Annotated in this window: 10 protein-coding genes and 3 pseudogenes; 7 read left to right on the top strand and 6 right to left on the bottom strand. The window is 69.4% G+C overall.

What is annotated here, in order from left to right; translation table 11 throughout:
* Positions 1–182: 182 nt before the first annotated feature.
* The 3 genes and pseudogenes from AB0I15_RS17220 to AB0I15_RS17210 all read left to right on the top strand — a co-directional run.
* Positions 183–488, top strand: a pseudogene (locus AB0I15_RS17220) (hypothetical protein); the annotation flags it as partial.
* 77 nt (positions 489–565) lie between these two features.
* Positions 566–811 (top strand): ATP-binding protein, encoded by a 246-nt coding sequence (locus tag AB0I15_RS17215; protein ID WP_358095791.1) that lies wholly within the window; start codon positions 566–568, stop codon positions 809–811.
* On the top strand, positions 808–1,134 hold the full coding sequence (locus AB0I15_RS17210) for a hypothetical protein (RefSeq protein WP_358095744.1): 327 nt from the start codon (positions 808–810) through the stop codon (positions 1,132–1,134). The genes AB0I15_RS17215 and AB0I15_RS17210 overlap by 4 nt, the downstream gene beginning before the upstream one ends.
* A gap of 305 nt (positions 1,135–1,439) precedes the next feature.
* Here the strand turns inward: AB0I15_RS17210 and AB0I15_RS17205 are convergent, their stop codons facing one another.
* Positions 1,440–2,474, bottom strand: a complete 1,035-nt coding sequence (locus AB0I15_RS17205) for an alpha/beta hydrolase (RefSeq protein ID WP_358095743.1) — start codon at positions 2,472–2,474, stop codon at positions 1,440–1,442.
* 74 nt (positions 2,475–2,548) lie between these two features.
* Between AB0I15_RS17205 and AB0I15_RS17200 the strand changes: the two genes are divergently transcribed.
* Positions 2,549–3,457: a PaaX family transcriptional regulator C-terminal domain-containing protein gene (locus tag AB0I15_RS17200; RefSeq protein WP_358095741.1), complete on the top strand. Its 909-nt coding sequence runs from the start codon at positions 2,549–2,551 to the stop codon at positions 3,455–3,457.
* Between the two features lie 1,092 nt (positions 3,458–4,549).
* On the opposite strand, the gene AB0I15_RS17195 is transcribed toward AB0I15_RS17200, so the two are convergent.
* The 3 genes from AB0I15_RS17195 to AB0I15_RS17185 all read right to left on the bottom strand — a co-directional run bounded on the left by AB0I15_RS17195 (position 4,550) and on the right by AB0I15_RS17185 (position 7,736).
* On the bottom strand, positions 4,550–5,512 hold the full coding sequence (locus AB0I15_RS17195) for a helix-turn-helix transcriptional regulator (protein WP_358095740.1): 963 nt from the start codon (positions 5,510–5,512) through the stop codon (positions 4,550–4,552).
* Between the two features lie 530 nt (positions 5,513–6,042).
* Entirely contained in the window at positions 6,043–7,176 is a 1,134-nt protein-coding gene (locus tag AB0I15_RS17190) for a retropepsin-like aspartic protease (RefSeq protein ID WP_358095738.1), read from the bottom strand.
* Positions 7,173–7,736, bottom strand: a complete 564-nt coding sequence (locus AB0I15_RS17185; protein ID WP_358095736.1) for a winged helix-turn-helix domain-containing protein — start codon at positions 7,734–7,736, stop codon at positions 7,173–7,175. Before AB0I15_RS17185 ends, AB0I15_RS17190 begins: the two co-directional genes overlap by 4 nt.
* 256 nt (positions 7,737–7,992) lie before the next feature.
* On the opposite strand from AB0I15_RS17185, the pseudogene AB0I15_RS17180 reads away from it, so the two are divergent.
* Together AB0I15_RS17180 and AB0I15_RS17175 are read left to right on the top strand one after the other, a co-directional pair.
* A pseudogene (locus AB0I15_RS17180) lies at positions 7,993–8,097 on the top strand (transposase); the annotation flags it as partial.
* Positions 8,098–8,306: 209 nt separating this feature from the next.
* Positions 8,307–9,029, top strand: a complete 723-nt coding sequence (locus AB0I15_RS17175; RefSeq protein ID WP_358095734.1) for a hypothetical protein — start codon at positions 8,307–8,309, stop codon at positions 9,027–9,029.
* An 830-nt stretch (positions 9,030–9,859) separates the two neighbouring features.
* Here the strand turns inward: AB0I15_RS17175 and AB0I15_RS17170 are convergent.
* Positions 9,860–10,049 (bottom strand): annotated as a pseudogene (locus AB0I15_RS17170) (transposase); the annotation flags it as partial.
* A gap of 156 nt (positions 10,050–10,205) precedes the next feature.
* On the opposite strand from AB0I15_RS17170, the gene AB0I15_RS17165 reads away from it, so the two are divergent.
* Positions 10,206–13,952 carry a helix-turn-helix domain-containing protein gene (locus AB0I15_RS17165; RefSeq protein ID WP_358095732.1) on the top strand — a complete coding sequence of 1,249 codons (3,747 nt, stop codon included), beginning with the start codon at positions 10,206–10,208 and terminating at the stop codon, positions 13,950–13,952.
* On the opposite strand, the gene AB0I15_RS17160 is transcribed toward AB0I15_RS17165, so the two are convergent.
* Complete coding sequence (locus AB0I15_RS17160) at positions 13,949–14,371, bottom strand: hypothetical protein (RefSeq protein WP_358095730.1); 423 nt, start codon at positions 14,369–14,371, stop codon at positions 13,949–13,951. The genes AB0I15_RS17165 and AB0I15_RS17160 overlap by 4 nt on opposite strands.
* Between the last annotated feature and the right edge of the window lie 71 nt (positions 14,372–14,442).

The raw sequence follows: 14,442 nt of genomic DNA, 5'->3' as shown, positions 1-14,442 counted from the left end.
AGTAAGTTATTGGACTGTGAGATCTATTAAGCGTGGAACGCTTCAAGAGCTGCTCGCCCGCGTCCTGCGGGCCGGCGCAACCTGTTTCGGCAGGAAAGACGTCTTCGAAACCACCTTCGAAGACGTCATCCGAGACCCTGGCCTCAGCCGAGGCAGCCTGTCCTGGTTCTTCGGTCAGGAGGATGCCCAGGCCCGCGGCCAGCCGCCGCTCTCACGATCGGCACTGTCGCACCTTCCGATCGGAGGCGCAGGTATCGGCTTGGCCCGGGGCTCTCGATCGCGCCTCGCGTGCCGAAGATCGGAACGCACTGGAGAACCTCATGAACAGACCTAGCGACCACACCGAGATCGTCGGCCTTGTCGCGCGAATGGAGCATCTCGTCGGGCATATGCGCGCCCGGCATCGGCAGTTCGTCACCGATGCCTCGCACGAACTCGGCACTCCGTTGGCAGGACTTCGGCTCCAACTGGAGGAGGCCCAACTGCATCCCGGCCAGACCGACCTCGGCGAACTCATCCACCACACCTTGCGGCAGGTGGATCGGACGACGACGATGGGCCGGGCATCCCTCGTGAAGAACGCGAGCGTGTCTTCGAACACTTCACCCGGCTCGACAGCGCACGCAGCCGTGAACACGGCGGGACCGGCCTCGGCCTGCCCATCGCCCTGGCCATCGCTCAAGGCCACGGCGGCACGTTGACGGTCCAGGGGTCGGATGACCTGGGAGGCGCCCGGCTTGTTCTGCGACTGCCGTTGCTGCAGTTCAACGCCGCTGGTCACGGGATCTGCCGTTGCAGCCGTCGAGCGTGACGGTCATCAAGGACACCGCCGGGCGATACTTCGCCTCATTCGTGGTCGGCGTGGATGAGGTCATCCTGCCCGAGGCAGACGCAGAGACCGGGATCGACCTGGGCTTGGCCCACTTCGTGGTCCTGTCGGCGGCCGGAAGATCGGCTCGCCGTAGTTTCTGCGGGGCTCGCTTGCACCGGGCAGGGCTGGATGTCAACGCCGCGATCAACATTCTCGCCGCCGGACGGGCGGAGCGGCTAAACGCATGTGGAGGTCAGACAAGACCACCGTGTGCGGTGGTGCAGGCCAACGAAGCAGAAAGCCGTGGAAGCGCCGCCGCGTGAACAGCGGCACAGGCCAGAATCCTCAGGTTCCAGCCCGAGGAGCGTGTCAACTGCTGTGGCCGGCGGGCAGACCCGCATCCGCTCGGTCGTCCCAGACGCCGGGGCGACCGACCACAGTACCTCTACCAGACCGGGGACATCTGGGCCCCTGCCGTCGACATTGCCGGCCGGCGCCATGGAGGCCGGCATGTCCGCGCACATAGGCGCCAGCCGCGCGGCGTGTGATCACGCGGTGGCCGCTGCCAGGTGGCCCCAACGCCTCAAGATCGCGAAGTGTCACAGGATTATGAAGTGTCACAGGATTATCAGGAGACCTTTTCCAGGTAGTCGCGCTGATCATGCAGAAAGCCGTCGGAGAACAGCGAGCGTGGCGCCGCCACGGCAAAAAGGAACATCTTCAGCTCCGAGTCCTTGAGGTCCTTGCGGATCAGGTCGTGGGTGGCGTCGGGATAGTGCCGGACCTGCAACATGCCAGGCGCGCGCAGATGTTTGCGGTAGCCGGCCTCAGTGTCGGCGACGTCGACGTTGCGGTCGTGCCCGGCCAGGAGCAGCAGCACCGGCACCCGCATGGCCGCGAGATCCGACGCGGCGTCGCTGGTGTAGTTCTTGGAGATGAAGGTCCAGCGTTTCGCGGTCATGCCCCTGGTGTCCCCGACGGCGGCCTTGTAGTGCTCGTAGGGGGCTCCCGCGCGCAGCCGTTCCAGCATCATTTCCTGCCGGGCCAGCTCGGCCTGCACCCGGTCGGGCGTGGCGTGCTCGTCCTGTAGTTTGCGCTGCAAGTAGTAGTGGCCCTGCTGCTGCCAGTTGACGGCGGGCGAGAGGGCGATGACGAAGCGTAGCTCGGGCAGGCGGATGGCCACCTTGGGCATGACCCAGCCCGCTTGACTTCCTCCCCACAGCCCGATGCGGTTCGCGTCGAGGCCCGGCCTTCCTTTCGCCCAGGTGATGGCCGCGACGGTCTCCGCGGCCCGGTCGGCCATGCTCTGGTCCAGCCAGTTGCCGGCTGCTCCGCCCACTCCGGGCTTGTTCCAGGACAAGGAGGCATAGCCGGCCTGGGCGAACGTCTCCCATAGCGGTAGGTAGAAATCCTTGTGGGTGGCGTCGGCCGGCCCGTCCCCGTGCACGAACACCACCAGCCCGTACGGGCCTTTGCCCGCGGTCGGCCAGGCAAGCACCCCCTTCAGGGGCTGCTTGCCGCCGGTGATCGTCACGTGCTCCTCCCGTATCTCGTAGGTGTCCTGGTAGGCCACCCAGGCGCCGCAGCCGGCGACCAGGACGGCCACGGCCAGCATGGTACGCAGAATCCAGTGCGCCCGGCGGTATTCGATCACAGTCGCCACCCCTCCTTGGTTCGTTCTGAAAACGATCGTATATGAATCGACCGTACTATAGTTGTGCCGCAGGAGGTGAGGGCATGCCGCCCACGCAAGACGATCACGTGGAAATCTCCACCCGGGTGCTGGTGGAGAGCCTGATCCACGAGGATCAAACGGTGGACGCCGGCGAGCTGTATGCGGTCGCCCGGATCCTCGACATGACCGACCTGCAGGTACGGCTGTGCATCAAACGGTTGGTCACCGAAGGCCAATTCGTTCAGTCGGGCCGCGGCCGGCGCGCGGTGCTGCATGCCACGGCTGAAGCCCGCCGCGCCCTTGACCCCAATGTGGAGTTCGTGCGCTTCATGTACGCCCAGGACCGGGGAGAGGCGCCCTGGGACGGCATCTGGCACATGGTGGCCTTCGCCGTACCGGAATCGGCGCGGGCCGCCCGCGACGCGTTGCGCGAGCACATCGTCCACCTGGGCGGCGCACCCCTCCAAGGCGGTCTCTACGTCACCGCCAATCCCTGGGAGGATCTGGTCGAAGCCGAGGTCGCCCGGCTCGGCATCGGCGACTGTGTCACCTACCTCACCAGCGCTGACCTGCGAGTGGGCGGCATCGACGATCCCCAGCGGTTGGCCGCCCGGCTATGGCCACTCGACGACCTCGCGCACACCCATCAGCGACTTGCCCGCATCACCCGAATCCGCCTGGAACGGCTACGCGGCCCGGCCTCGATCGACCAACCGCAGCTGCTGACCATCGCCATCGAATTGGCCTCCGAATTCGCCCGGGTCATGGAGGCCGACCCACTGCTGCCTCCCGAACTGCTGCCGCAGCCCTGGCCGGGCACCCAAGCCCGCCGGCTGGTCGCGCAATGTTGGCAGCATCTCCTCCAGCACGCCGCCCCCGCTCCCGCACCACGCCTGTTTCGGCTCTACGCAGACGTCGTCCACGAAGTGGCCGCTCCCGCTCAAAAGCCAGCTCCCGGTGATCAGGGGTAGCGAAGCGAGGGATAGCGAAGCGGGCACGAGATCGCTACGACGGCGGTCCGCCCGCCGACCGAACCCAACAGAAGCCCGGCCAATTCGATGAGCATGCCCGCCGCCCCGCCACAGTGGACCTCGGCACCCGCCATTCAGGGGCATCGCCGGTCGCGCCGCGATCCTGCTCACCGATGAAGGACGATCGATCGCGACGCGCCGAGCGCGGCCACCGCACTCACGGTCCGAGTCCGGCCATACTTGCCGATGTCCCCGTTCAGCCTTCAGGACGGGTGACATGGCCCGGTACTCGCAACGAGGATCGCCGAGGACAAGACGAAGCGGACCTTCACCCGCGCACCCCACCATCCGCAGGCGAGCCCACCTGTTCCTTGTCGCTCAACCTCTAACCTCGCCGACCGCAGCAACGTCATCACCACCTCCACCTACGCTCCTGAGAACGCAATCGAGTTGTAGGTCCACGAGGACGGCGGCCTGCGTCTCTTCTTCAGCCGACTCTCGGAACAGCGAGGTCAAGGTTCTGTGCCCGAACAGCAGGTGATCTTCGAAGGCGCCGCCGTCAGTGGCACCCGGCGATTGCTCGGCTCAGTCGTCGAAGCTGGCGAGCGAGCAGGCTACTTCGGCAACTGGGCGCCGGCGTTCGGAGCCACCGGCCTTCGAGGACTCCGGGCGGCCCCAAGCCGAAACTCCTGGAGCGACGACGGCCCCTCTACGAGCGGGACAACTACATCTCCACCACAGCAACCACTTGGGCCGAACTCAGCCAGAGCCCCGGAGCGATCACCCGCCGCCTCATCGGCCCTTTTCTTCGAGCCCTCGCGACCGAGAGCTACTACCCGTCAGCTCTCACCGTCCCGGACTGAGATGGCGGCCTGGACGGCCGGCCGGTAGTACAGGGAGTACATCCACACGCTGATGTGGCAGGACGCCCTCGCCAATCTGCAGTGGGCCAAGCTGCTCAAGGTCACCAACCAGCGCGGACCCGGCTCCCCTGTTCCGACAGCACATCCAGTCCTGCGGCGAGTCATGGCGAGACGTCGCCGAGCGCCTGCCGCGGGACAGAGCGCCGAAGCCTGTCTCATGGCTACTGTCCTACGGCGGAACGACGCCACGTTCAGCCGGGCAAGGCCTGCCAGCGCATGGGCCGGGATGGCTGGAGAGCAGTGCCTGTTGTTCCGCCCATGCGGCGAGGTGCCGGATGGCGGCGTGGTCTGGGCCGCTGGGTGGCGTGGTGATGAGCACGATGGCTTGTTCGTGGTCGTCGACGCTGGTCAGGACCTGCCAGTCGAGGTCGAAGGTGCCGGCGATGGGGTGCCGGACGGTGTTGTGGCCGAACGGGTGCACCGTGATGAGGTGCTGGCTCCACCACGTGCGGAAGTCGTCGTCGTGCACGGACAGTTCGCCGACGAGTTCGTGCAGGCGGGGCTGGTCGGGGTAGGCGCCGGCGGCCATGCGCAGGCTGGAGACGGCTTCGCGGGCGCGGGCGGGCCAGTCGGTTTGCAGGGCGCGGACGTGTGTGTCGAGGAAGATCATGCGGACGTAGTTGCGATGCCGGGGCGGCATGGCGGCGAGGTCGCCGAGCAGGGCGGCGGCGAGCCGGTTCCAGGCCAGGATGTCCAGGTAGCGGCCGAGCACCAGGGCGGGGGTGTCGATGAGGTTGGCCAGCAGCCGCTGCGTTTGCGGGGAGACCTGCTGTTCGGCTCCGTCCGGCCGGTCCGCCAGGGCGGGCTGGGCGAGCTGGAACAGGTGCCGCCGCTGGTCGTCGTTCAGCAGCAGGGCCTGGGCGATGGCGTTCAGGACGGCGCGGGAGGCGGTGCGGACCCTGCCTTGCTCCAGCCGGCTGTAGTAGTCGGTGCTGATGCCGGCGAGCTGGGCGACCTCTTCCCGCCGCAGCCCGGGGACCCGGCGAGGGTAGGCCGGTTCGGGCAGGGCGTGCTCGGCCGCGGTGACGGCGGCGCGCCGGGCGGTCAGGAAGTCGGCCAGCACCCCTTTCGGTGACGCCAGAACCGTGCCGTCCGCGTTGCCTGGGCCGACCGGGCCGACCGGGCTGTTCATGTCGGCTAATGATGGCATCCGGCCGGTCAAATATCCGGGGAAAGCCGTTCCGCGGAACAACCCGCTCTTCCAGCCCGGCCCGCGTTCAGCAACGGTAGACAGCACGGGCGGCCGACCCTGCAGAGTCGGGAGGGGGGCTGTGGGGCCGGCCGTCCGTTGCGGCACTCGAGGCCGCCCCCTCATCAGGCCGAACGCTTCGGCCCGCACGTCCTTTCTCCACCATTCGCTGCCCTGCTCATTCGCGCCTGTCACAAGCCCCATCCTTGCGGTCGAGGTTTTCAGTCGCGGCCGGCTCGACACCACCGGCCGCCACGCTCGGCCAACTGAACCCGGCAAGGGTCGACGCCCTCAACATCTTCGAAGGGGCCCCGACCAGGCGAAGACGTCACAGGTTGCGCGCGCTGACTCCTGCACGCTGCCCCAGGCGGTGATTGCCGGCGGTGAGCTCATGGTGGTGGGCAGTGCCGGCGCCTGATCTTATCCAGTCAGATTCGCTCATCTGCCCAGCCGGCGCCTGGCGCTGGGCGGCATCAGGATCGGAAGGTGTATTCGTGCCGATCGAAGTCCAGCGTCCAGGCGTACTCGGCGAGGAACGCCTGTGAGAGCATCCCGTCGATCGTGACGCCGCCGAACCGGGACCAGGGCGCGGTCCTGCCGGGAGCGACGGACATGAGGTGCCCCGGCTGCTCCAGCGCCCCCAACCGGAGGGGATGAGCCGCCTTCAGGTGGGTGGCGGCGAGGTCGGCGCGTGGAATTCCCCATGAGCGGTACTGGGATCTGGTGGCCAGCACGGCCGCTTGCCGGGTCGTGCCGTCCTCGTCCTCCAGCACGTAGACCAGGCCTGAGTCGACGAAGAAGGTCAGGTCGCGGTGGTGGCCGTAACCGCCCCTGGCGAACATGAAGTGGTCCCCCCACAGGTAGAAGGGCATGCGAGTTCCCTCGGGCGGGGAGTGGTGCCCAGCCGGTGCGAGGAGCAGGTGCCCGGCTGGGGTGTCGATGGTGGGCAGGAAACGCCGCAACAGGCAGGTGCCCATGATCACGAGGTCTTGGGGGCCGGCCAGGGTGGGGACGACATCCACGGGCACGTTCGTCAGCATCGCGCCGCCGAGGGCCAGCTCGTGGGCGATGCCGGTGCGGACCGGCGTACGGGTGATGCCATGGAAGCGGCGCCCGTTCGGCACGGTCTCGATGCCCATCGCCGTCGCCCGCTCGGTGCCCATCACGAGGAACGTGCCCCCGGTGTCCAGGTGGAGCAGGGTCCGGTGGCCGTTCAGCGTGCCTTCGACGGCAGGCAGGTACTCGGCCAGCGGGTGGTCGCCGAACGGGAGCCGGACGGGCTCGGTCGCCTTCACCATCATCGGGTGATCGCGCCGCAGCGCCAGATCGGGCGGGATACGGCGGCCCCGGCGGCGTAAATGCTCACAGGCCCGGTCCACCCGATCCAGGTGCAGCCAGGCGTGTGCCACCGGCTCGTCGAGCGCGCGGAGCCAGAGCCCGCCCGCGAGTGACTCGTAGCGGGCCAGCGCCCGCTCGAACCGGCCGCGTACCAGGTCGACCAGAACCAGCAGACGCTCGTCCCCTCCCTCGGCCGCCAGCCGCGCCGCCTCCTCGACATCCCCCGACATCCATGCCCGCCGTGCCGCGGAGGGTCGTGACGGCCTCATGCCGGCTCCTGTCCCGGCTCGTCTGCGAGCGTGCCCGGGCTGATGTCGAGCGCGGCGGCGAGAATGGCGAGCAGCGGGATGACAGCCCGCGCGACGACCTCGTACGCGCCCCGCCGCCGCTGCGTGATCAGTCCGGCCCGCTGCAGCTCGCGCAGGTGGTGGTACAGGTGGCCGGTCGAGCTCTCGCCGCCCAGCGCCTCCTGCAACTCGGTCCGGCTGCGGGGGCCGCCGACGAGCGCCGCGAGCAGCGCCAGTCGGGGCGGGCTGCCCACTGACTCCAGAACCCCGGCGGCGGCCGTCCAGTCGGCAGCCATCAGATCGGCGACAGGGTGCTCGCCGGCCCACACGTATTCATGGCCGGCAAGGAACGCAGCCCCGACATACGCCACCGTGCCGGCCGTCTCGCCGGGCGGATGGCCCTCCGCGGCCCGTTCCCGGAAGTGCCCTACCAGCTCCAGCGAGGACGACGCCGCAGCCTTAAGCCCGGAGGCAGGTGCCCCTGTCTGCCGTTCCTCCAGCCGGTCCATCCGCCGTTCCAGCGCCGCCAGACGATCTTCCACGCGACCTCTTCCGTTTTTCCGTAATTTCGGAAAAGTGTACGTAGGCGGTTATATGCCGTCAAGCAGCGGGTGAGCGCGAGGGCCCTGTACGGAGCTGAGGTCAGAGGGCTTCGGCGCGCTGTGGTCTGCGATCCTGATATGCCTTCGCCGTGGCGCGTGGAGACCGCACCGTTGATCGAGCCTCTTCTGCCGTCGGGTGAGCGAGGCCCGATCCCGAGCCTGCGGCAGCAGTTCAACGCGATGGACGTGGCGCTTTCGGGCCGGCAGTCAGTGGCGGGACCTGCCCACCGAGTACGGGCCCTGGTCCACCGTCTACGACCGGTTCCGGTCGTGGGCGAGGACCGGCGTCTTCGAGCAGCTCCTACGATCGCCACTGCATGGCTGGTCGCCGGACATGGTTGGGGGCGATCGAAGGTCCGGGGCTTCGTTCTTCAGCCCCGGACCACCGGATTACGTGTGTCTCTCTGCGTGGCCCGAGCCTAGGCGGATCGCTGGTAGATGATCAGGCTTGCACGTCCCCACAGGGGTTATCGCTGAAGGCGGGCGGTCAGGCCGTTGTGATGGTGGATCATGAGTGGTGTGAACGGGAACGGCGGAGAACTGGGCGTCGACCTTCTCCGTTTGGCGATCGCGCCCGGGTCCAACAGGCCAGGCAGCGAATCATTCCAGCTGCAGGTCTACGTCAACGGAGCGGAGATGACCTCCGCCGGGGCGGGGCAGGGGATGGATCCGTACGACGTCCTGGTCCCGGCCGATCGACTGCTGGCCGATTCCCGGCCGCACACTGTCGCGATCGCTCGCTGCGGCGCATGCGGCGTCTACGACTGCGGGGGCACGGACGTCACCATCACCCGTAATGGGGACCTGGTGCGCTGGGAATGGTCGAGAGAGGCGCCCGCGGACCGAGGCGCCTGCTTCTCGGCCACTCAGTATGAGCTGGAGGTCGCGCGGGTCGCCGCGGATCATTCGTGGGAGACCCCGATGCGCACCGCGGGGCGGCTGGTCCTGACAAGCATTGACCATGACCGACTGCTGACTTACGGCCTCAGCGCCAAGAGAGCCGTCCCCCGAGATCCTGATCTGTTCGAGGTCTGGCTTGAGATCGAGGATGACTGCCAGATCTTCGTCGCCACTCCCTGGCGCGGCCGTAGCCCGACCGAACTGGCGCGCGAGGTCTGCGCGATCCTGGCGCGTCCTCCTCATGAGTGGCCCGCCACTTGGCATTCCGTCAAGGGCTCGATGACTACGCCGCCGAACATTGCGGGGCCGTCCTGGGAACGCGAGCAGCTCTGACGTCGCAGCGGCTACCAATCCCCGAAGGATCGTCCCACCTAGAACCCAGCTGCGAGCCCGGGATGATCAGACGGGAAGGGTACGCGCGTCGCGCGAGAAACCCCAGGTCGCTGGCTGATCGTCGTACATTGGCGTGCGATTGGACAGGGTGACGAGGGTGCAATCACGGTCACTCACGACCGGCCAGTACCTGGTTCTCGCGACGGAGCACCAGCAGTTCAACGTTATTGGGCAGATCTGATCGGACCAGCACTGTCAGCAGGCCGAACAAGCACCTCTTAGACCAGTGACAACAACACTTCATGACGGTCGCTGCCGCCGTCCTGATCGCGTAGCGAAACCCCGGCTCGTAGCACGAAAACCGTGTTTCCGAGCGGGACGCCCTCACAGTGGGCTCATGGACGCGATTCTCGCCGAGGCCGGCATCAAGACGGACAATCGGTGAAGCCCCGAACGGGCCGATTGGTGGAGCAGGCCCTCGTAGATGTACGGCAAAGCCCCGGAGCGAACACTGGTGCTCGGTGCAGACGGGACCGGGCAGAAGCGCTCCCGCGTCGGCAGCGCCCCAGCGGCCAGGAAGGCTTCAGCGGTGAAGACCTCCCGAAAGGCAGAGGCGAAGAGCGGATCTCGATCGCGGAGTAAGAACCGCCGCCCCGGCGATGCGGTCACCCAGGTCCATGACGAGGTCGCGGGCCTGCTGCACGATCCATGCTCCGGTTGGGTGTGCGGTCACTCCGGCCAGGGGCAGTTTCCGGGTGCCGTGCTCGATGGAGACCAGCACGTACAGCCGTTTGAGCATTATCGTCTCGGCCACGAGGAAGTCGCACGCGCGGCAGGTACTCCCAAGCGATCCCGGTCCCGGCGCGCGTACATGATGGCATTGACGATTTCTCGCAGGTCATGAATCCGGGCTGCCGTACCCGGCCCGCGCCGGGCCGCCCGCCATGCCGTCAGGGTCGGTTCGATCAGTGCCCACCGGGCGTCGGACAGGTCGCTGCGGCAGGCGCGCCGGGAGGTCATGTGATGATCCAGGCAAGCGTCAGCATCAGCGCGGCCAGGCCACGCGCACGGTTCGACGGTAGGGAGAACGCCATGGTGAGCCGGGTGTCGCCGCGATTTCCGTACAAGTCCGTACGCGGTGTGTAACCAATCCGCTGCTCACACCGACATGCAGATGTGCCCGAGCCCGATGAGCCCGATGAGCCACTGCCGCGCAGGATCAGGACCCGCCGCGACTTCGCCGACGAGCTGACCCTGCTGCGTGAGCGCGCCGGCCTGACCGTCCGCCAGGTGGCGGCGAAGGTCGGCGTGCAGGGCGCACACAGCACGATCGGCGACTGGTTCGCCGGGCGGGGGCTACCGTCCACCGCCTCCCGCGAGCTGCTGGTCAAGGTGCTGCACGCGTGTGGCGAGGACGACCCGGCGCGGATCGAGGAGTGGCTCGCCGTCTGGCGGCGGGCCCGGCAGCGGCGCGGCTCGTCCCGGTCGGGGCCGCCGCCGTACCGCGGCCTGGCCGCCTACCAGCCCGACAACGCCGGCTGGTTCTTCGGCCGGGCCGGGCCGACCGAGCTGCTGATCGGCAAGGTGGAGCTGCTGGGCGAGCGCGGCGGCGGTCTGCAACTGCTGGTCGGCCCCTCGGGGTCGGGGAAGTCCTCCCTGATCGGCGCGGGCCTGATCGCCACTCTGGAGATGGGAACGGTCCATACCCCCGGAGCCAGGCCGATGGAGACGCTCAAGGGGCTGGAGGGGCCGCTGATCGTGCTCGACCAGTTCGAGGAGCTGTTCACCCTGTGCGAGGACGAGGAGGAGCGGCGCGCCTTCGTCGCCGGCGTCCACGCCCTCGCGCGCGACAGCGTCGTCGTGCTCGGCCTGCGCTCGGACTTCTACACGCAGGCATTGAACCACCCGGAGCTGGTGGCCGCCACCAGGGACCAGCTCGCGCTCGGCCCGATGGACGAGGACGGGCTGAGGGCGGCCATCGCAGAGCCGGCCCGCAAGGCCGGCCTCGCCCTCGAACCCGGGCTGACCGACCTGATCCTGCGCGACCTCACGCTGCGCGACGGGGCCCCGGCGGCGGGCGCGCTGCCGCTGCTGTCCCACGCACTGTACGCCACCTGGCGGCACGGCAACGGCACCACGATCACCATCGCCGACTACGAGGCGATCGGCGGCATCGCCGGCGCGATCGCGGTCAGCGCGGACACCGCCTGCGCCGAGCTGACCGAGCCGCAGCGCGCGCTGGCCCGGCGGCTGCTGCTGCAACTGGTGCACGTCGCCGACGACACCGCCGACGCCCGACGCCGCGTGGCCAGGCATCACCTGCCGGAGGGCGCCGAGGAGGTCCTGGACCGCTTCATCGCCCAGCGCCTGCTCACCGCCGACCAGGAGACCGTCGAGATCAGCCACGAGGCGCTGCTCACCGCCTGGCCGCTGCTGGTCTCGTGGCTGAAGGAAGACCGGGCCGCGGTGCTGGCCGGCCGCAGGCTGGCCGCGGACGCCGCCGCCTGGGATCGCGAGGGCCGCGACCCCGCCTCGCTCTACCAGGGCACCCGCCTGGCTGCCGCCCAGGAGTGGAGTACGGTCACGACGCATCCGCCCGGCGCGCTCGCCACCGAGTTCCTCGACGCGTCGACGGAGCTGGCGCTGCGGCAGGCGCTGGCCGCCCGCGCCGGAGCGCGGCGGCTGCGGCGGCTGGTCGCCGGACTGGGGGTGCTGCTGGTGCTGGCCTGCCTCAGCGGCGTCGCCGCGCTCAACGAGGCCGCGACCGCGAGTGAGCAGCGCGACATCGCCCTGTCCCGCCAGGTCGCCCACCAGGCGTCCGCCGTCCGCGCCGCCGATCCGGCGCTGGCCGCCCGGCTCGCCCAGGCCGCGTACGCGCTCGCGCCCACCACGGAGGCGCGTGGCGGGCTGCTCAGCGCCTTCGGCGTGCCGTTCAATCTCCGGCTCAGCGGCCACACCGACTACGTGCACGACGTCGAGTACGCGCCCAGCGGAAGAATCCTGGCCAGCGCGAGCAAGGACGGGACCGTGCGGCTGTGGGATGTGGGCACGCCGCACCAGCCGCGTCCACTCGCCGTCCTGACCGGGCACATCGGCGAGGTCGGCGCGCTCGCCTTCACGCCCGACGGGCGGAGGCTCGCCAGCGGCGGCGACGACGGGACCGTCCGCTTGTGGGACGTGGCCACCGCCCGGCCCCTGCTGACTCTGCCCGCCGCCGGTGGCGCGGTCTACGCAGTGGCGTTCACTCCGGACGGGCGGCTCTTGGCCTCCGGTGGCACCAAGGGCGAGATCGTCCTGAGCGACGCGGCCACGGGCCGGCCGCTGACCACGCTGCGCGGGCACCAGGGCACGCTGCACGACCTGGCCGTGCACGGTCACCTGGTGGCCGGCGCCGGCGACGACGGCACGGTGCGCCTGTGGGACCTGACAAGGGGACTCCCTCTCCCGGCACCGGCCGGGTCGCGGGCATCTGCGGCGCCGGCCGGGTCGCGTCCGCTTCCGGCGCGCGCCGGCCTCCGCCCGATCGCGACACTGACTGGACACACCGGCCGAGTTATGTCGGTCGCGTTCGGTCCCGACAGGAAGCGCCTGGTCACGGCAGGCGAAGACAGCACGCCGCGGGTGTGGGACCTCGCCCGGCCGAGCCACCCCCGCCTCCGGTCCACGCTCCCCGGCCACCGCTGGATCGTCTACAGCGCCGTCTTCTCCCCGGACGGAGGCACCATCGCCACTGCGGGCGACGACAACACCGCCCGCCTCTGGGACGCCTCCGACGGTCGGCTCCTCCAGACGCTCACCCCGCGCCCCGGCGCGCCGATCGACACCGGATCGATGTCGGACGTCGCCTTCAGCCCGGACGGCCACACCCTCGCGACCGCCTCGTACGACCACCTGCTCCGCCTGTGGGACCTGCCAGGTCCCGCCCTGACCGGCGGCGGGCGCATGCGGCCGGTCTGGGCCACCCCCGACGGCCGTACGGTGATCACGGGTAACGGCGACCGCGCGCTGCGCTGGGACGTCAGCGACCCGCACCGCCCGGTGAGCCGGTTGCAGGCCCGCACCGAGGGGCTGGTCAAGCTGTCCGCGGACGGATCGCTCATGGTCACCGCGGGCCTTGGTGGAACGATTCGACTGTGGAGCCTCACTGGCCCCGCCCCCACTCTGCTGGCGACCATGAGTGTCGGGGCGACACCACCGGACAGCGCCGAGTTCAGCGCTGACCGCCGGGTGCTCGCGGTAACCGCCACCCGCGACTTCGTGATCCGGATCTGGAACATCAGCGACCCCGCCCACCCGCGCGAAACCCGGCCGCTCGCCGGTCACACCGGCTTCGTGAACTCCCTCGCTTTCGCCCCGTCCGGCCGTCTGCTCGCCACCTTCGGCTACGACAGGACCGCCCGCTTGTGGGATCTTACCGAGCTGGGCCGTCCCGTCCCCGTGGCGGTGTTGCGGGGGCACACCAACGCCGTCTACCACGGCGCGTTCAGCCCTGACGGGCGGACGTTGGCCACAAGCAGCCAGGACACCACCGTCTGGCTGTGGGACGTCACCCGCCCCGGCCGCCCGTCGGTGTCGGCGGTCCTGCACGGCCACGGCACCTACGTGGACTCGGTGGCCTTCAGCGGCGACGGTCGTCTGCTCGCGACCGGCGGCGGTGAGCCCACCGTGCATCTGTGGGACCTCTCCGATCCCTACGCCCCCGCCCGCTGGGCGACCCTGACCGGCGGCGAGGGACCCGTGGTCGGCCTGCTGTTCGCCGGCCGCCTGCTGGTCAGCGGCGGAGCCGACCATCCGGCCCGGCTGTGGGGCGTAGATCCCGTACTCGCGAATCGGGCCGTCTGCGCCAGGGCGTACCCGGCCCTCAGGGCCGGGCAGTGGGCGAGCTACTTCCCCGGTATCGCCCAGCAGCAGCCATGTCGCTAGTGGGCCGGTTTGGGAAATTCGTGATCATTGAGGTCGGACAGGAAGTCACGGAAGTCGGCCGCGGTGCGCAGGGCAGTGACCTTGCCCATCACTTCGCCGGTGGCGATGTCGAGGGCGGCGAGCAGGTCGACGGTGCCGGCGCTTGGATCTGCGGTTCTCGTACACGCCGAACACCACCACGTCGGCGGGGCCAGGTAGGGGCCGACGACATCACGGACCATGTCGATCAGTAGCGGATCCGGCCGCGGTGGCGGCCATGGAGGTGGCGCGGTGACATCGCCGATGTCACCGCGGTGGCCGTTTCCATCGTTCGCCGCGGCAACCACCACTGCCCCGATGTCCGGTGCCAAGGCCATCACGGGATCGACACCGGACAGCCGGGTGCGGCCTGCGCCGAGATCGCGGCTGACGTCGTCCACCGACGTGCTGAAGCCTCAAGGTGCACGCGCTTTGCCACCGCGACCCCGGAGAGCCGGTCGACGCCGAGCGG

This window comes from Nonomuraea sp. NPDC050643 (assembly GCF_040654715.1).
In the GTDB taxonomy this organism is placed as follows: Bacteria; Actinomycetota; Actinomycetes; order Streptosporangiales; family Streptosporangiaceae; genus Nonomuraea.
Note: the sequence above shows the minus strand (reverse complement) of the source record. Positions and strands in the feature narration are given on the sequence as shown.

What these genes read in the sequence shown, in the direction of transcription:
- AB0I15_RS17200 (WP_358095741.1), top strand. Translation starts at nt 2,549, where the DNA reads ATGCCGCCCACGCAAGACGATCACGTGGAAATCTCCACCCGGGTGCTG.
- AB0I15_RS17195 (WP_358095740.1), bottom strand. Translation starts at nt 5,512, where the DNA reads ATGAACAGCCCGGTCGGCCCGGTCGGCCCAGGCAACGCGGACGGCACG.
- AB0I15_RS17190 (WP_358095738.1), bottom strand. Translation starts at nt 7,176, where the DNA reads ATGAGGCCGTCACGACCCTCCGCGGCACGGCGGGCATGGATGTCGGGG.
- AB0I15_RS17175 (WP_358095734.1), top strand. Translation starts at nt 8,307, where the DNA reads ATGAGTGGTGTGAACGGGAACGGCGGAGAACTGGGCGTCGACCTTCTC.